Annotated in this window: 20 protein-coding genes; 7 read left to right on the top strand and 13 right to left on the bottom strand. The window is 57.7% G+C overall.

What is annotated here, in order from left to right:
- Positions 1–3 precede the first annotated feature (3 nt).
- Genes fliE through VWY60_RS04350 form a run of 3 tightly spaced genes read right to left on the bottom strand, consistent with a single transcriptional unit; the run spans position 4 to position 1,139 of the window.
- Entirely contained in the window at positions 4–300 is a 297-nt protein-coding gene (fliE, locus tag VWY60_RS04360; protein WP_416539912.1) for a flagellar hook-basal body complex protein FliE, read from the bottom strand.
- Positions 301–344: 44 nt separating this feature from the next.
- Entirely contained in the window at positions 345–737 is a 393-nt protein-coding gene (gene flgC / locus VWY60_RS04355; RefSeq protein WP_340547061.1) for a flagellar basal body rod protein FlgC, read from the bottom strand.
- Positions 738–749: 12 nt separating this feature from the next.
- Positions 750–1,139 carry a FlgB family protein gene (locus tag VWY60_RS04350; RefSeq protein WP_340547062.1) on the bottom strand — a complete coding sequence of 130 codons (390 nt, stop codon included), beginning with the start codon at positions 1,137–1,139 and terminating at the stop codon, positions 750–752.
- Positions 1,140–1,227: 88 nt separating this feature from the next.
- Here VWY60_RS04350 and VWY60_RS04345 point away from each other — a divergent pair, with 88 nt between their 5' ends.
- Positions 1,228–2,556, top strand: a complete 1,329-nt coding sequence (locus tag VWY60_RS04345; protein WP_340547063.1) for a FliI/YscN family ATPase — start codon at positions 1,228–1,230, stop codon at positions 2,554–2,556.
- A gap of 741 nt (positions 2,557–3,297) precedes the next feature.
- On the opposite strand, the gene flbT is transcribed toward VWY60_RS04345, so the two are convergent.
- The 5 genes from flbT to VWY60_RS04320 form a co-directional block, all read right to left on the bottom strand.
- Complete coding sequence (gene flbT / locus VWY60_RS04340) at positions 3,298–3,702, bottom strand: flagellar biosynthesis repressor FlbT (protein ID WP_014876468.1); 405 nt, start codon at positions 3,700–3,702, stop codon at positions 3,298–3,300.
- A gap of 2 nt (positions 3,703–3,704) precedes the next feature.
- Complete coding sequence (flaF, locus tag VWY60_RS04335) at positions 3,705–4,076, bottom strand: flagellar biosynthesis regulator FlaF (protein ID WP_340547064.1); 372 nt, start codon at positions 4,074–4,076, stop codon at positions 3,705–3,707.
- 81 nt (positions 4,077–4,157) lie between these two features.
- Positions 4,158–4,970, bottom strand: a complete 813-nt coding sequence (locus VWY60_RS04330) for a flagellin (protein WP_416539911.1) — start codon at positions 4,968–4,970, stop codon at positions 4,158–4,160.
- Between the two features lie 208 nt (positions 4,971–5,178).
- Positions 5,179–5,538: a flagellar export chaperone FlgN gene (gene flgN / locus VWY60_RS04325; protein WP_340547066.1), complete on the bottom strand. Its 360-nt coding sequence runs from the start codon at positions 5,536–5,538 to the stop codon at positions 5,179–5,181.
- Positions 5,531–5,818 carry a rod-binding protein gene (locus tag VWY60_RS04320; RefSeq protein WP_416538492.1) on the bottom strand — a complete coding sequence of 96 codons (288 nt, stop codon included), beginning with the start codon at positions 5,816–5,818 and terminating at the stop codon, positions 5,531–5,533. The genes flgN and VWY60_RS04320 overlap by 8 nt, the downstream gene beginning before the upstream one ends.
- Before the next feature lie 236 nt (positions 5,819–6,054).
- Here VWY60_RS04320 and VWY60_RS04315 point away from each other — a divergent pair, with 236 nt between their 5' ends.
- From VWY60_RS04315 to VWY60_RS04290, 6 genes are all read left to right on the top strand, one after another.
- Entirely contained in the window at positions 6,055–7,638 is a 1,584-nt protein-coding gene (locus VWY60_RS04315; RefSeq protein WP_416539910.1) for a flagellar hook-length control protein FliK, read from the top strand.
- 4 nt (positions 7,639–7,642) lie between these two features.
- Positions 7,643–8,329 carry a flagellar hook capping FlgD N-terminal domain-containing protein gene (locus VWY60_RS04310; RefSeq protein ID WP_340547069.1) on the top strand — a complete coding sequence of 229 codons (687 nt, stop codon included), beginning with the start codon at positions 7,643–7,645 and terminating at the stop codon, positions 8,327–8,329.
- 29 nt (positions 8,330–8,358) lie between these two features.
- Positions 8,359–9,249, top strand: a complete 891-nt coding sequence (locus VWY60_RS04305) for a phosphotransferase (protein WP_416539909.1) — start codon at positions 8,359–8,361, stop codon at positions 9,247–9,249.
- Between the two features lie 184 nt (positions 9,250–9,433).
- Positions 9,434–10,420 (top strand): glycosyltransferase family 2 protein, encoded by a 987-nt coding sequence (locus tag VWY60_RS04300; RefSeq protein WP_416534503.1) that lies wholly within the window; start codon positions 9,434–9,436, stop codon positions 10,418–10,420.
- Entirely contained in the window at positions 10,417–12,117 is a 1,701-nt protein-coding gene (locus VWY60_RS04295; protein ID WP_416539908.1) for a beta-1,6-N-acetylglucosaminyltransferase, read from the top strand. Before VWY60_RS04300 ends, VWY60_RS04295 begins: the two co-directional genes overlap by 4 nt.
- A gap of 6 nt (positions 12,118–12,123) precedes the next feature.
- On the top strand, positions 12,124–13,554 hold the full coding sequence (locus tag VWY60_RS04290) for a nodulation protein NodH (RefSeq protein ID WP_416539907.1): 1,431 nt from the start codon (positions 12,124–12,126) through the stop codon (positions 13,552–13,554).
- A gap of 25 nt (positions 13,555–13,579) precedes the next feature.
- On the opposite strand, the gene VWY60_RS04285 is transcribed toward VWY60_RS04290, so the two are convergent.
- The 5 genes from VWY60_RS04285 to lptC all read right to left on the bottom strand — a co-directional run bounded on the left by VWY60_RS04285 (position 13,580) and on the right by lptC (position 16,861).
- Positions 13,580–14,044: a PTS sugar transporter subunit IIA gene (locus tag VWY60_RS04285; RefSeq protein WP_340547073.1), complete on the bottom strand. Its 465-nt coding sequence runs from the start codon at positions 14,042–14,044 to the stop codon at positions 13,580–13,582.
- Between the two features lie 43 nt (positions 14,045–14,087).
- Positions 14,088–14,651, bottom strand: a complete 564-nt coding sequence (gene hpf, locus VWY60_RS04280; protein ID WP_416538487.1) for a ribosome hibernation-promoting factor, HPF/YfiA family — start codon at positions 14,649–14,651, stop codon at positions 14,088–14,090.
- A 348-nt stretch (positions 14,652–14,999) separates the two neighbouring features.
- A complete protein-coding gene (gene lptB / locus VWY60_RS04275; protein ID WP_340547075.1) occupies positions 15,000–15,758 on the bottom strand; it encodes an LPS export ABC transporter ATP-binding protein in 759 nt (252 codons plus the stop codon).
- Positions 15,758–16,237: an LptA/OstA family protein gene (locus VWY60_RS04270; protein WP_416538503.1), complete on the bottom strand. Its 480-nt coding sequence runs from the start codon at positions 16,235–16,237 to the stop codon at positions 15,758–15,760. Before VWY60_RS04270 ends, lptB begins: the two co-directional genes overlap by 1 nt.
- 24 nt (positions 16,238–16,261) lie before the next feature.
- Complete coding sequence (gene lptC, locus VWY60_RS04265; protein ID WP_340547076.1) at positions 16,262–16,861, bottom strand: LPS export ABC transporter periplasmic protein LptC; 600 nt, start codon at positions 16,859–16,861, stop codon at positions 16,262–16,264.
- Between the last annotated feature and the right edge of the window lie 13 nt (positions 16,862–16,874).

The raw sequence follows: 16,874 nt of genomic DNA, 5'->3' as shown, positions 1-16,874 counted from the left end.
GGCTTACACCGGCATCCGCAGGATTTCCTGATAGGCTTCGACGACCTTGTTGCGCACGGTCACTGCGGTTTCCACGGCAAGCTCCGTCTGTGCCAGTGCCTGTACCAGGGCATGCGGATCGCCGTTGCCGGTCATGGCGTTGACCGAGACCTGCTCGCTTTGTTGGAGCGTGCCGGCAAATTCCTCAAAGCTGGCCTTGATCCGGGCTTCGGCGCTTGTTGGCGCGTGCTCGGGGTCAACTTTGGTTGCGGGACGCGCTGCGGCATAGCCGTTTGTGGCGGAAAGACTGCGAATATCCATTCTGGATCTCCAAGTATGTCAGTGTGTTTCAGAAAATTTCGATGTTATCTGCGCAGCAGTTCCATCAGCGAGGACGACATCTGCCGCCCCTGTTCGAACATCTTGAGGTTGGCCTCGTAGCTGCGCTGAGCTTCACGGGCGTCGGCAATCTCGATCATCAGATCGACGTTGGACCCTTCGTAATGACCGCTGTCGTCAGCCAGCGGATGCGAGGGATCGAAGATCTGCTCCAGGTCTGACCGGTCCAGACGCACCGGACCAACTTCGACCTTCTCGACATCCGTGCGCAGATCTCGCACCGCTTCGAACGGGACGGTCTTCCGGCGATAACCGGGCGTGTCCGCATTGGAAATATTCTCCGACACGTGGCGCAGACGGCTTGCCTGTGCCTTCAGTGCGCTTGCGGAAACGGAAAGGGACTTGGAAAACTCGCTCATGATCTAACCTCCTCAGTTCCGGCCAAGGCTGCTGCGCAAAACGTTCATCGACGATTTGTATATCGCCAAAGCACGATCATGCTGCCGCTTCACCTCGACCCCTTTCAGGATTTCGGTTTCGATCGAGACGGAATTATCGTTGGGGTCAGTGCTGTTGTTGGTCTGGGTCACAGCCCAGTCCATCCCATTGCCTGAGGCACCGTTCAGATGGTTGGAGCGGCTGGCGATCATGTCGCCGGGGCGCGAACCCTGAGCGTATACCTCTTTGAAAGGCTTGATATCCTTGGCATGGTAGCCTGGCGTGTCGGCATTGGCGATGTTCTGTGACACCAATGCCTGGCGCTTCCCTGCGTGGGTCGCCATTGAGTAGGCAATCTTAAAGACGTTCAGTTCTTTAAACACCGGGGCTTCTCCCTCGATCAATTTCAATCAAGGCTTAACCCCAATTCCTTTAGAAATTGTTTTCAGGAACAGTTGGAGACACCAGAACATGATCTCAGCCATCAACGCATTGACTCAGGATTTGGCGAACAAAAGACTGTCTTCGGCGGTGGGTCGGGTGTCGGAAATATCAGGTGGTGCAATCACGGTATCGGGGTTGAACGGCCAGGCACGTATCGGTGACCGCCTGATTCTGCGCAGAGCCGGAAGCGACCCGTTGCAGGGCGAAGTCATGAGAATTTCAGGTAGTGAAGTCAGCATGTTACCTGATACAGCGCCAGATCGCGTGGCGATTGGCGATGCTGTACTTCTGCATCCGACGCCGGATTTTGCGCCCTCTGACAGCTGGATCGGCCGGGTGATTGATCCCTTTGGTGCAGCATTGGACGGACGTCCTCTCATGCGCGGCGAAGCCACGCGGGATCTGATGGCTTCGCCGCCCAAAGCCGCCTCACGTCGCCCGATGGGAGAACGACTCGCCACTGGGCTGGCGGTGTTCAATACGATTCTGCCGATTGTCAAAGGTCAGCGTGTCGGACTTTTTGCCGGATCCGGTGTGGGGAAATCCACGCTGCTGTCAACATTGGCGCAGAATATGGAAGCTGATGTGGTTGTCATTGCGCTCATTGGCGAGCGCGGACGCGAGGTCAACCACTTCGTCAAGGACGTGCTGGGTGCCGAGGGGATGAAGCGTGCGGTGGTCGTCGCGGCCACATCGGATCAGTCGGCGCTGGTTCGCCGTCGCTGCGCCTGGTCGGCTATGGCGGTTGCTGAACACTTTCGCGACCAGGGGAAAAATGTCTTGTTCCTGGCAGATTCGGTGACCCGGTTTGCCGAGGCACATAGAGAAATTGCCGTTTCATCCGGCGAGGCTCCGGCACTGCGTGGATACCCGCCTTCGGTCACTCCGCTGATCACCGGCCTCTGCGAACGAGCCGGTCCCGGGAACGAGAATCAGGGGGATATCACAGCTATTTTCAGTGTTCTGGTTGCAGGCTCCGATATGGATGAGCCGATTGCCGATATTCTGCGAGGCGTCCTTGATGGTCACATCGTGCTCAACCGCGAAATCGCGGAGCGGGGGCGGTTTCCGGCTGTCGACGTTTCGCGTTCCGTCTCCCGTAGCCTGCCCGCCGCTGCATCGCCTGACGAGAATGCAGCAATTCTGGATGTTCGCAAATACCTGGGCGCCTATGAGCAATCCGAAGTTATGATTCGCGCAGGCCTTTACTCCGAGGGCAACGACGTCACGCTTGATCAGGCCGTAAAGCTCTGGCCTGAGTTGGATTCCTTTTTCGGTAGAGCAGACCCGGAAGGGATACAGAGCAGTTTCAACCGCCTGATGCTGATGATGCGACGCGCCGTGGCGATCCGATAGGGCAATCTTGTACCCCGGTTTCTATCGACGGACGCCAGCAGTACGACCGCATAGTCAAGACGACGTCCTGCGAGCAGATGCAGATTGTGAGCAGACTGACGTATGGAGAGGTTTGTGATCCGCACAGGCCGCGCCGGGTTCTGACGGGACGGAGCAGCAGCTTCTCCAGCTGGTTGAAAACTGCGCCAATGCCTCATGTCAGGGATATCGAACCTGCTTCAGACGCCGCGCACGGTCCAGAACAGGGCGCATAGCTATCCTGTGTGCACGCGCTCCAACCAGAAATCTATCCAAGGCGAAGTGATCAGCATCACAGCAATCTGTCGCAGATCAAAGGCCGCCGACATCTGCCATATCGATCAAGCATTTGGAAAAATCCGCCCCGCCGCTACAGATAAGAATGGCGACATTGAGGTGGTCTGGGCGGGCCGCTGCACCACGCAAGTGATCTCATTGATGCTGATGCCGTTAGATGCTGCGTCTGCCAATCGATCCGAGGGACGAGCAATTCGCTCTGAGCCAGCGGATCTGATCGGGATGTCTGCCGTTTGACAGGGGTGTCTGCCGTTATCACCTTATGTACAAGAGGCGAGGCAGAATATTCAAACTCAAGCTCTGTGTGAGACGCCCGCTTTGACGCCCACACCTGGATTGTGCTTCACAGGCCCAAGGCGGCCTGATCATTCTCTGTGATGACAATTCCAGCCGACGATGCCGTTTCCGGCATGATCGGCTGAGAACTCACGATGGGCGCACTGCCATCAACCGGTCTTCGCGTGGCAAGAGGGTGCGCAACGCTTTCAAGCACCGATAATGGTTGTCGGAGAGAACCGCATCAGTGGCCTCTGCCAGCGAGGCGCGACTGTCCGGATCGGTGAAGACCTGGCTCAGCTCTTCAATCCGGCGCAACATCTGCAAGCGATCTTCCTCGCCGTCAACATCGCCAGACAGGACCAGCTGCGCGGCGTAGCAGACGCGACGTACCGGCGTGTTGGCTTCTTCGGGGTGGATGGCATCGCGCAGGCGCAGGATGTTTGCATCCGGAGTTACGATCGACAACCGGCTGCGCCGATCCCCGTTTTCAATTACTGCACCATTCACCAATACCCGCTCTTTCGGGGCAAGTTTCAGGACCAATCCGCTCATATTCAGGACGCTCCGCTGCGAAGGCCACGCATAATGGCCGTGTTGATTTCGACCAGCAGCCGCACGTCCGCTTTGCGGGCCAAGACTTTACTGGTGTGTTGATGGGTAAATTCCCCAAGCGAGAGCAACTGAGCTTTTAGTTCATCCGGGAGTGGGTTCCCTGGACTTGCAACCTCGATTGAAAAGATCGACCAGAGTTTACGGTTATCGGTGAGCGCTGCGGCAAGTTCGGTAAACCCAGGCTTACCTTTCTGTGCGGCCGCAACCATGCGACGTGTTACTCGGGCAATGACTTCATATTCGAGGTTCTTTGCAGTTCGGGTCGGGGCCTTCGCCGCCGAATAGGCGCTCTTCGCCTTTAGAAGGGCATTCACGTGTTATCCTAACATGTAATCTACAGATTCTCTGCGATAGGGGATCTGGGGCGCGCAACAGCGCCCCAGATCAAGCCGTCATTAACGGAACAGCTGCATCAGGGTCTGTGGCGCCTGGTTTGCAATCGACAATGATTGCACCGCCAGCTGCTGCTGGGTTTGCAGCGCCTTCAGCCTTGCAGAGGATTCCTCCATATTCGTGTCGGTCATGGTGCTGACGCCCATTGTCAGGGAGTCGGACAGTTTCGACACAAACATGCCCTGGTCGGACAGACGGTTGGAGTCCGCACCCAGCTGAGCTGCCGCATCAATCGCGTTGCCCAACATAGTTTCGATATCGGTCAGAGCAGTAGCCGCGGTGGCAACGTCGGTAATGGTGGTGATACCGGCTGTGCTGATGTTTGCTGCCGAGTCGATCGAGGTCACAGTGATTGTATCTGCGGTCGGATCCAGTCCACCCAGAACAGTCAGTGCAGTGGTGACCGTATCATCGAGCAGGTTGGCCCCGTTGAATTCAGCAGAGTCGATGATCGATTCGATCTGCGCCGCCTTCTTGGCAATGCTGTCCTGAATCTTAGCATGGTCAACGTTTTCCGAGTTCGCGGAAATCGCCAGCTGCTTCATCTCGGTCAGAGTTTCAACGATCTGCTCGGCACCGGACAGAGCAACAGCAACAGTTGCCTCACCAACGCCCAGGGATTCCTGTACCGACTTGTAGCCGGCGATGTCGGAGTCCATGGTCTTGGAGATCGCCCAAACGGCCGCGTTGTCTTTGGCCGAACCGATACGCTTACCGGTCGAAATCTGGCTCTGCGTTTCGTCAAGGCTGTTGTTCACGGACTGCAGGGTCTGCAGTGCAACCATTGCGCCGTTGTTAGTCAGAATGCTGGACATAGCATGTATTCCTTTGATTAGAGGCGTTTTGACCTCTGGTTTCCCTGCCCCGAAGGGCGCTCTCTGACGTCTTTCTGACTATGCGTTCCGCCGTCCGGCTTCCGCGCCACCCTCTTTGGAAGGTGCAAAGTGACATTGGCCTACTATGTGCTAAAGGAGTGCTAATGCCGGAAATTCCATTGCTAGAATTTTCCCTAAATTGGGCTGGTTATGCCCGTTTTTCCAAGCTGGGTGTGCCCCCGGTCGCAAAGCGGGTTTTCCGCCCCGACTGATCGTAGACATCCAGCCCCTTGCGCACACGACGGAGTTCGGCCATCCGGGCAGCCACCGCCCGAATACCTTCCATCGCGCTATCGAGCAGTACCTGATTGCGCGAAACCTTGCCCTGGACATGCTCCAGAGCCTCGCGCTCCAGATCGGCTGTCATATTCAGCGTCGTGATGATTGCCTCTTTTTTTGCAAGCAGCGGCTCCAGCGCCTGCAGATTGCCACTGACCAATGCCGCGCGTTCGGCATCAAGCAGGGAATCGAGTTCCTCAATCAGTTGTTGCGGTGTCTGATCAGTCATTGGTCTGTGCCTCTTTCAATGCGTGATAAAGTGATTCTGCCAGGCCGATACCGCCTGCTTTGGAGATCTGCTCCGCCTGTGCGCGCACAAGAAAACTGGAAAACTGATCTTCGCCCGCGCCGCCGCCCATGGTTTCGCGGCTTTCGCCAAGGCCTGCGGATTTCAACATTTCTGTAAGAAAGGTCGCCTCAAGTTCCTGAGCTGCTTTGCGCAGCGGGTCTTGTGGCGGTTTGATCGCTTGGGGGCGCTGTAGCGCCGGTAGTTGAGCAATCTGTTCCATGATGTACCTCATTCTGAGACGTCGAAATTGCTTCGATTTTTTCTATTTTGGCGGATGATCGGTTAAAATTGCCGTAACCGATTGGCGTTAAGGTGCATGGATCGAGATAGAATGTCTGGAAGCCAATGTTTATCAACGCACTTACGACTCCCACCTCTGGTGGAGCGCAGGGATCGGAGAAGATCCAGCAAGGCGAATCGGCAAAATCGCGTAAAGGCGCAAGCTTTGACGCGGTTATGGCAGAGACTGCAAAATCTTCGGATAGCGCAGAAACCGCGGTGACCGAGGTTGAGGAACTCGCAGAACAGCAGACCTCAGCGTCCGGCGCTTCGGAAAAAGCGAATCAAACCGTACAGGATGGTGACGCAGAGGCGCCCATCGACGAAGCCCGGCAAGATACGTCGAGCGAAGAACAGATTTCTGAAGACCCCAAAATCGTGATGGTTCAGCCGGAAACGACAGCTGAACAGCATGAGGTGCCCAACGCGCATCCTGCGCCGGTGGCGATCGGCCAGAGCGGCAATCAGACCGATGGATCATCTGATCCCGATGCCGAAAGCGGCAAGCAGGCGATGCAATCCGAAAGAACGGTTGACGGCGCGTCGGATGATAAGGCTGCTAACCTTAAAGCAGCCTCGGATGCTGCAAAAACTGCCGGATCCGCTGCGATGATCCAACAATCTGAAGCTGGGGCACAGGCGGTGGGTGATCCCCGCAACGGAGGGCTTCAAGGGGCGCAGTCTGAGACAGCCAGCATGCCGGAACGCGCCGCGGCAGAGGCGAATCAAAAGCTTGCGCTGAAGGGCGATCCGACAAGCGCCGAAGCCAAGGCGGATCGACAATTGACCGGTGATCACCGCACAGCGACGCCCGAGGTGCCTGGCACCGGTGCAGGGTTGAACCGCCAGCCTGCAGGCACTGATGCCCTTGCGCAGTCCACAGCACGTACTCAGGCGGAGCAAAAAACCGCGCAGTCGCTGGCTGCAACGGCACCGCAGTCTGAAGCGGCAAAGGAGGCGGTTAAACCCCCTTCGGCGCAGCAGACCCAGCCCGTCGAGCAACAGCGGACGGCAACACCGATCCCGGTAGAGGCAGCACCGCCGCCCGTACGAGAGAAATTTGAAGCCCGGCGCGCCGCGTCTGAACAGATACAGCAGAACACAGCCGCTCAGACCGCTGCACATATCCCGCAGGGCACCTATTCGACGGCCCGCTTCGGCCTTGGTGCCGGGGCCCTGACTGCCGCGATGCCTAGCGCCAACGCCACTTCGGCGCTAGCGCTTGATTCGCTGACCTCAGCAGAGGCCGGAGGGGCCAAGGTCACAGGCGGCAGCACAGGAATGGAACTACCAGGCCTGGCGCAATTGCTGACCGAGGCAACCGTGAGCCCGGGAACCGTTCACAAGCCGGAAACCCCTCGTCTGATTGCGAATCAGATGGCCGAAGCCCTCGCGATGAAAGGGGATCGCAACGTTGACGTTGCTCTAAATCCCAAGGAGCTGGGGCATGTGAATATGCGTGTTTCAGTCACGGATACCGGCGTCAGCGTCATGATCCAGACCGAACGCGCCGAAACCGGCGATCTGATGCGCCGCCATATCAACGAACTGGCGGATGAATTCCGGCGCATGGGATTTGAGGATATCTCGTTCCAGTTCTCAGGCGGTGAGACCTCCAATCAGGGCGGTGGCCATGACGCCTCCCATACCCCAGCGGGTCGATCCGCAGGGCGTGGCGACGAAGAGATGGCTGATCTCCCCGTAGAACCGATGACACAATCACTCAACCTCGGTGAGGTTGGGCTTGATATGAGGATGTAAGACGATGACAACTGTATCGGGTGCTGCGGCACCGCAACAGCAACAGGCAGCGACCGCCGCGCCGGAACCGAAAAAAGCCACCGGAATTGCCTCTGACTTTGAGACGTTTCTGAAGATGCTCACGGCGCAGGCGCGATATCAGGACCCTTTGGAACCCATTGATTCGACAGAGTACTCTGCGCAGCTGGCACAGTTTTCCATGGTCGAGCAGCAGGTTCAGGGCAATGAGGTTCTGGAAGGTATCCAGGCCCAATTGGGTCTCGCCAATATGGCAGCTATGTCGGGCTGGGTCGGTATGGAAACCCGGTCTGCGGCGCCTGCCTATTTTGACGGGACCAATCCTGTCACCGTGTCGCCCAATCCAGCCCAGATCGCGGACACTGTTCACCTGGTGGTCAAGGATGATAGCGGCAAGGAAGTTCAGCGGATCAGCCTACCGGTCACTGCCGAGCCGTATCAGTGGCAGGGTATTGACGATGACGGGTACGCGTTTGATGCTGGCAGCTATAGTTTCACGCTGGAAAGCCAGAAAAACGGTGAAATCGTTCTCTCCGATACTGCTGAGACCTATACAAGGGTGAAAGAAACTCAGATGCGGGGCAACGAAGTGGCCTTGATCCTTGAGGGCGGCTCGGCGATTTTGGCGTCATCGGTGACAGCATTGCGTGAACCTACGGCACCTGCAGTCTGACGCATAATGGCACCGAAGACCTGGACTGTGTGGTAACACAGACCATAGCGACGGAGCCTGACCTGCAACATCATCGGACACAGTTCGAAACACGTTTTCTTGCGCATCTCGCTGGCCTCGGCCTGAGCGACGCTGCGCCATGTCCGCTGCTGGGCGGTCGCTCCAACCGGGTCTGGCGGTTGGGCGGTATTGTTGTGAAGCTCTATGGCAGAGGCAATGCCAACCCGCTGTTTGCCAATGATCCCTCACGCGAGCAGGCGGCACTCAGCGCGCTTTACCGCACTGGCATGGTGCCGTCTCCGCTGGCCGCGGGTCAGTTCGAAGGGCGCGACTGGCTGGCCTATCAACACTCGCCCGGGGTGACCTGGTCATCCGGTACCACCCGTGTGGCAGAACTACTGGGACGTCTGCACACACAGCCTGTCATTCCAAATCTACCAAACGGCATATCCGGCAGCGCAGAGATTGCCGCCCAGACCCGCACCATTCTGGGCCATTGTCGCATGGGCAATGACCTGTTGCGGATTGAACCCACGAGACCTGTCGCACCGCTTGGCGTCCCTAGCCTCATCCACGGGGATCCGGTTCCTGGCAACATAGTGACCTGCGATGGGCAGCTGACATTGATCGACTGGCAATGCCCACAGATCGGGGATCCGGCAGAGGACGTCGCGCTATTTCTGTCTCCGGCAATGCAGCAAGTCTATCGCGGTGCACCGTTATCGGCAGTTGAGGAGGCGGCATTCCTGGCGGCCTACCCTGATCCGCAGGTCGTGGCGCGCTACCTGGAGCTGAAACCCTGGTTCCACTGGCGCATGGTGGCCTATTGCCGGTGGCGCGACGAACGCGACGGTGAGGCGGACAGCCGCGCCTATCGGCTGGAACGGGCGGCTCTGGACGCGTGCCTCGCAGCCGCCTGAGGGGCTTTGCGAGAGCCATTTCGCAACAACACCGTCAATCCCAAATTCATTGTTTCCAAATAGCTTACATGGCATATTGTGCGGAATGTCGCTGGCGGTGATGCGGTCGAGTTGACGACAGTCCGACACGGCACCTTTGCAACCGGGGATGGAAGCAGTCTTGAGCCTTTGGGAGTCTTATCGCATGCGGCTGCGGCGGAAACGCCGGATCCTGCGTGCCATGCGCAAGTCCCGCGAATTGTCAGCGGTTCAGGATCAGACCGATCAGATCCGGCCCGGTGACATACTGCTGGTGACAACCCTGCGCAATGAACAGATCCGGCTGCCATATTTCCTCGATTACTATCGCAAACTGGGCGTCAATCATTTCCTCGTCGTAGACAATGGATCGGTCGACGGCACGCGCGAATATCTGCAAGGCCAGCCCGATGTCTCGGTCTGGCACACAGTGGCCAGTTACAAACGTGCCGGTTTCGGCATTGATTGGATGAACCATCTGAAACGTCGCTACGCCCATGGTCACTGGGTGCTGGTCGTCGACCCGGATGAGCTGTTCATCTACCCGTTCTGCGACAGTCGTCCGCTGCGGGCACTGACCGACTGGCTCGACAATTCTGCGATCCGTAGTTTCTCGGCCATGCTGATTGACGTCTATCCAAAAGGGAAACTGGATGCCGTTCCCTATCGCGCCGGACAGGATCCGCTCGAAATCGCCAATTGGTTCGACAGCGGCAACTACTCGATCAAGCGCAATCCGATCTATGGCAACCTGTGGATCCAGGGAGGGCCGCGGGCGCGTGTTTTTTTTGCCGATCAACCAAAGAAAGCACCGGCGCTGAACAAGATCCCGCTGGTGAAATGGGATCGCCGCTATACCTATGTCAGCTCGACCCATGCCTTGCTGCCACGCGGCCTCAATCAGGTCTATGAAACGGATGGTGGTGAAAAGGCCAGCGGCGCCTTGCTGCACACAAAATTCCTCCACACGTTTGTGACCAAGGCCGAGGAAGAGATGCTGCGTGAACAGCATTATGCGGGATCGGCCGAATACAAAGCCTACGCCAAGGCCGTAGAGGATCAGCCAGAACTCTGGTGCAAGTGGAGCGAGAAATATATCAACTGGCGCCAGCTGGAGATCCTTGGCCTGATGTCCAAGGGCAACTGGGCATGAGCACGGTTGGCATCGTCTTGCTGGTCCATACGGCACTGGACCGGGCCGAACAGGTCGCGCGCCATTGGGTCGCAGGCGGGTGCCCCGTTGTTCTGCACGTTGATAAGAAGGTCCCTCAGGCAACATATTCTGCCTTCAAGGCCGCATTTGCAGGTGATCCAATGGTGCGGTTTTCGCGGCGGCATCGCTGCGAATGGGGGACCTGGGGCATCGTCGCAGCCTCTCAATCCGCATCCGGGCTGATGCTGGCAAAATATCCCTCGGTGCGGCATGTGTTTCTTGCTTCGGGGTCCTGCCTGCCGCTGCGCCCGGTGTCTGACCTGGTGGACTATCTTGCCGCTCGTCCCCGCACCGACTTCATCGAAAGCGCGACCACTGCCGATGTGCCATGGATTGTCGGCGGGCTAGATGTGGAACGGTTCACGCTGCGCTTTCCCTTCTCGTGGAAGAAACGCCGATACCTTTTTGACAAATATGTCTCGCTTCAGCGCAAGCTGGGCATCAAGCGCAGGATCCCCGACGGGCTGGTGCCTCATATGGGCAGTCAGTGGTGGTGCCTGACGCGGCAGACACTCTCGGCGATTCTGGAAGACCCAGACCGGCCGCGCTACGACCGGTATTTTCGCAAGGTCTGGATCCCGGATGAGAGCTATTACCAAACCCTCGTTCGGCTCTATTCCAGCAATATCGAAAGCCGGTCACTGACCCTGTCCAAGTTCGATTTTCAGGGCAAGCCGCATAATTTCTACGACGACCATCTGCAACTGCTGCGCCGGTCCGACTGCTTTGTCGCGCGGAAAATCTGGCCTCATGCGGATCGGCTCTATTCGACGTTTCTGGGCGATCAGCCGGATCTGATGAAAACCTCGGAACCCAATCCGGGCAAGATAGACCGGATTTTCTCCAAGGCGGTTGAGCGGCGCACCCGCGGTCGTCCCGGCCTTTATATGCAAAGCCGCCTTCCGGCCAACGGGCTGGAGAATGGCATCACCTGCAACCCCTACTCGATGTTTCAGGGTTTTACAGAGCTGTTCGAAAATTTTGAGGAGTGGTTGACCCAGGTCACCGGCGCAAAGGTTCATGGGCATCTTTTTGCCCCCGAACGGGTGGAATTTGCTGACCGCCAGACGCTGATGAACGGAGGTCTGAGCGACAGTGCCAAGCTACGGGATTATCATCCCAAGGGGTTTCTGACCAATCTGATCTGGAACACCCGTGGTGAACGGCAATGTTTTCAGTTTGGACCGCAGGACAATCAGAGTATCAATTGGCTGGTAGCGCGCGACCCCAATGCACAGGTTTCGGTGATTTCCGGTGCCTGGGCGGTGCCCCTGTTCCGGTCCAACAGGAATTTCTCCGACCTGCGACGTGAAGCGGCACGATTGCAGCAGATCGAGGCAAAACATATCGAAATTCTCCGCTCCAAATACGTAAAGGCGCGTGTGCGGATCTGGTCGATGGCCGAATTTGTCGAATCTCCGATGGAGCCCCTACAAACCATTCTGGATGAATTCGGAGCACAGGCGCAGCGCCATCTGACGACGGCGCCAAGGATGGTGGATCTGGCGGGATTTGGTCAGTTTCTGCAAAATCTAAAGAACCAGGGGATGCACCCTTATCTGATGGGCGATTTCCCGGCGGAACAGGGGCCGTTGAACATGCCGAAGACGCCGCGCAAACCCTATTTGGTGCAATAGCGAACCATGACCCAAGACTTTGACTACTTTGTTGTGTTTGCGGAGATGCGGACCGGGTCCAATTTTCTCGAAGCCAATCTGAACGCTCTTGAGGGCGTCACCTGTCACGGCGAGGCCTTTAACCCCTATTTTATCAGCTATCCCAACCGCGAGACGACGCTGGGCTGGACACAAGCACAGCGCGACAGTGACGTTCTGGGATTTCTGTCGCAGATCCGCGACGCCGAGGGCGCGTTGAACGGTTTTCGCTACTTCCACGACCATGACCCGCGCGTTCTGGACGCGCTGCTTGACGATCCACGTTGTGCCAAAATCATCCTGACTCGGAACCCGGCAGACAGCTATGTCTCGCATAAGATCGCGCGCAGTACCGGCCAGTGGAAATTGACAAACGTGAAACGCCGCAAGGACGGGCTGGCGACGGTCGATGCGGAGGAATTTGCCCATCACGTTGCCGAGCTGCAGGGTTTTCAGCTTACATTGCTGAACCGGCTGCAAAGGTCTGGCCAGACAGCCTTTTATCTGGCCTATGAGGATCTTCAGGATCTGGAAGTGATCAACGGTCTGGCAAAGTGGCTGGGTGTCGATGCCCGGCTGGCGCAGCTTGACGATAGTCTCAAACCGCAAAACCCCGCTGCGCTGGAAGAGAAGGTCGCCAATCCTTCGGAGCTTGACCGTGCGATGGCGCGGCTGGATCGTTTCAACCTCTCTCGGACCCCGAATTTCGAACCTCGGCGCGGCCCGGCAGTGCCTGATTACATCGCGGGGCAGCAGCTGCCGCTATTGTATCTGCCGATCAGCGGTGGTCCGACGGATGTCATACGCAGCTGGATGGCCGGGCAGGAACCAGACGGCGATGGCGCCTTGATTGAGGGGATGAACCAAAAGCAGCTGCGGCAATGGAAGCGCGGCCATCCCGGGTTCCGCAGCCTCACCGTTCTGCGTCATCCGGCGGCCCGGCTGCATCATGTCTTTTGCACGCGCATTCTCGGGTCAGAGACAGGAACATTGCGCCAGATCCGTAATCTGCTGCGCAAACAGTTCAAGGTTCCGCTGCCCAAGGACCCTGCACATGGATCCTATACCCGCGAACACCATCGAACGGCTTTTGCAGGTTTTGTCGAGGTGATTGGTGCCAATCTTTCAGGGCAGACCGGGTTTCGCACCGATGCCTGCTGGGCCACTCAGGCGCAGACAATTGCGGGGTTTTCAGCTGTACAATCGCCAGATCTGATCCTACGCGAAGAGGATCTGGCCACGACTTTGCCTGATCTTGCCCGGTGGCTTGGCCAATCCAAAGCCAGCGCCCCGGACGCACCCGGGGTCGACCAGCCGTATAGTCTTCAGGATATTTATGACGACACGCTGGAGGCGCAGATCGCAACTGTCTACCAGCGCGATTACATATTGTTCGGGTTTGACGCCTGGGCGCGCTGACACGCCCGCCCGCGCGTGTGCGACGTCAGGCCGCCTGAACCGACTGATCCTCGGTCAGGATGGTATGAAGCGTCGCCGGGTCAGGGTTGGCCCGCAGCTTGGTGCAAAAGCTCTGTTCACGAAGCGTGCGCGATACCAGTGCCAGCGCTTTGAGATGTTCAACGCCGGCATCCTCCGGTGCAAAGAGCGCGAAGGCGATATCAATCGGCTGGCGATCCACCGCACCAAATTCCAGCGGAGTCTCCAGCAGCAGGAATACACTGACAACCTTGTCCAGACCATCAAGGCGCGCGTGTGGCAGGGCAACACCGTGCCCCACACCGGTGGGGCCAAGGCTTTCGCGATCCAGCAAAGCCTCGACCGTTGGTTGCGCGGGGAGCCCGTAGGCGAGTTGAGCAACATCTGCAATTTCTTGAAACAGACGCTTCTTGCTGGATGCAGCGCCAAAGACACGTACGGCCTCAGGCTTCAGGATGTTAGAGATCTGCATACTTCAATAGCTCCGCTCAACTCACGTAAAACGCCGTGACAGGTTACGGATCGATCCACCCGATATTCCCGTCTTCACGACGATAGACGACGTTCAGGCCGTCCTTGCCTTCTTTGCGAAACACCAGAACCGGGGCGCCCGCCAGTTCCATTTGCATCACGGCCTCACCAACCGAAAGGGATGGAATTTGCGTTTCCATCTCGGCGACGATGATAGGCTGCAATGATTCTGGTTCAGACTCGGTGCCGGTGTCTTCAGAGGCGAGGATATAAGAGCTTGCGCCAAAGAGTTCAACCGGCTCGCTCCGATCACGGTGATGGTCCTTCAGCCGACGCTTGTAGCGACGCAGCTGCTTCTCCATCTTTTCGCAGCAATCCTCAAATGCGGCATAGATTTCAGTGGCATGCGCTTTTGCTTGCGCGGTCAGACCAGTGGACAGGTGCACGGTCGTTTCACAAACATATTCATGCGCAGACCGCGAGAAGACGACATTGGCGTCCGTCGGGCGTTCAGCATATTTCGCGACCGCCACGCCAAGCTCCGATTGCACATGGGACTGCAACGCTTCGCCAATGTCGATCTGTTTTCCGCTGATTTGGTAACGCATGTGATCTCCTTCACAAATAGACCCTCAAAACCCAGCTCGGGCCAAGCCCGGCTGCTCTCGCTTCAGTTCTGAAAGTGGGATTTAGGCAAGACAGTCGATTGCATTCGTCTGGGCCTTGTTAACAAGGCTGGAGCGAGGACAGCATCGGACTGCGGGTTTGCCATGATTCAATTCGATGACAACCAGGCGAGAGAGTCAATGCAAATCGGCGTCAAACGGTTACCCATTTATGAGTAGGCGGCGGGTTTCCACCTGTTCTCAAATGGTTGACGACGCGCTGCTGTCAACGGCGTGCGGCAAGGCGCCGACCGGGCATGTCACTGTGCAGCTGGACCGTGTCAGTAGGGATCAAGAGATCCGAAAATTGTCCCCGAGATAGACGCGGCGCACATTTTCGTTTTCGACCACTTCGGACGGTGTGCCGGACATCAGCACCTTGCCATCATGCAGGATATAGGCGCGGTCCACGATCTCCAGTGTTTCGCGGACATTGTGGTCGGTGATCAGCACGCCGATACCGCGTTTTTTCAGATCACCAACCAGATGGCGAATATCCCCGACCGAGATCGGGTCGACCCCGGCAAAAGGTTCATCGAGAAGCAGATATTTCGGATCCGCAGCCAGACAGCGGGCGATTTCGACGCGGCGACGCTCACCACCAGACAGCGCCAGCGCCGGCGCCCGGCGCAGATGCTCAATCGAGAAGTCAGACAGCAGTTCTTCCAGACGCTCGCGGCGTTTGTGGGCGTGTTTCACCGCAATATCGAGCACGGAGGAGATATTATCTTCCACCGACAGGCCGCGAAAGATCGACATTTCCTGCGGCAGGTAGCCAATGCCCATACGCGCACGACGGTACATCGGCAGCGTGGTTGCATTCTGCCCATCGATGGTAACCGAGCCAGCCTCAGGGAATACCAGACCAGCAATCGCGTAGAAGCTGGTGGTTTTACCTGAGCCGTTCGGCCCGAGCAGTGCAACGACCTCGCCCCGGTCCAATGACATGGAGACGTCGCGGATGACGACCTTCTTGCTGTAGGATTTACGCAGCTTTTCGATGCGCAGACCTGAGCTGCCGTCGGTGACTGTCAATGCGGGCGCGGCCATCAGTCGCCGCCGCCGTTCAGAATGGTTTTCACCCGGCCAGATAGGCTGGCGGTGCCAGTAGTCAGATTCACAACAAGGCGATTGGACGTCAGCGTCCCGGTGGACTGACTGAGCAATACATTGCCCGTCATCACCACGGTTCCGGAGTCGATGGTGTATTCGGCTCTCTCCGCCTCTGCCGCGTCGGGACCGTTTACAAGGATGACATTGCCGGTGGCTTCCAGCCGTTCGACGCCTGTTTTGCCAGTTTCGTCCTGCTTGTAGATCACCAGAACGTTGTCGGCCGACAATCGCATAACACCCTGAACGATCACAACGTCGCCGACAAACCGAGCTGACCCGTCAGCCTGATTCACGTCCAATGTCTCTGCGGTGACTTCCACCGGTTGCGACGGATCAGCCTTGATCGAGCCGAATGCGATGGACGCGGACTGCGCCGACACCCCCGTTGAGAACAGGGCGACCGGCAGGCAGAACATCAATACACGCAGATACAACACAGGTTATCTTTCTGATTGTTGCGGGTCATATAGCAGCTTGACCCCTTTGTTGAAAACCATATGTACCGGCCCGCCCTCGGTTTTTGTGTCGATCTGCATAGCGCCTGCGGTCAGATCGCCCATCGCACCACTGGCCTGAACGGGTCCTGGGCTGTCCGCCTGCACACCATTGAGAGCGGCGTTTAATTCCTGCGTGATGACCCGCAAACCGTCGCTCGACAGGATTTCAACATCTCCGCGAAAGTTTGCCATATTCTTATCCGGGCGCAAGGCGCCTGTGTCCGAACTCAGCAGGAAGCGGCCGCCACTGGTCATCCTGATCTCGGCTTCGAGGTTCACTGCGGTTGCTGGCGCGTCTGGGCCACCGGGGCGAGCCAGGGCGGCGGTTACCATGATTTCATCACCCTGCGCGGTGGTTCCCGAAAAGAACGGCGCGGTGATCTGCTGTCCGCGGGTGCGATCCTTAAGATCTTCTTGGGCGAAGGGGATCACCGCATCTGTTTCGACGCCGCGTGAAATCAGGAACATGGTCGACATCAGCGCCAGGGCCATCAGCGGCAGCAAGACCTTCAGATAGGCCACAAGGCGGGAATAGCCATCCATGGTTCGCCGCGTC

The sequence above is a fragment of the Phaeobacter sp. JH20_26 genome, assembly GCF_048056275.1.
GTDB lineage: Bacteria > Pseudomonadota > Alphaproteobacteria > Rhodobacterales > Rhodobacteraceae > Phaeobacter > Phaeobacter bryozoorum.
The sequence above is the reverse complement of the archived record's forward strand: the minus strand, read 5'-3'. Positions and strand labels throughout refer to the sequence as shown.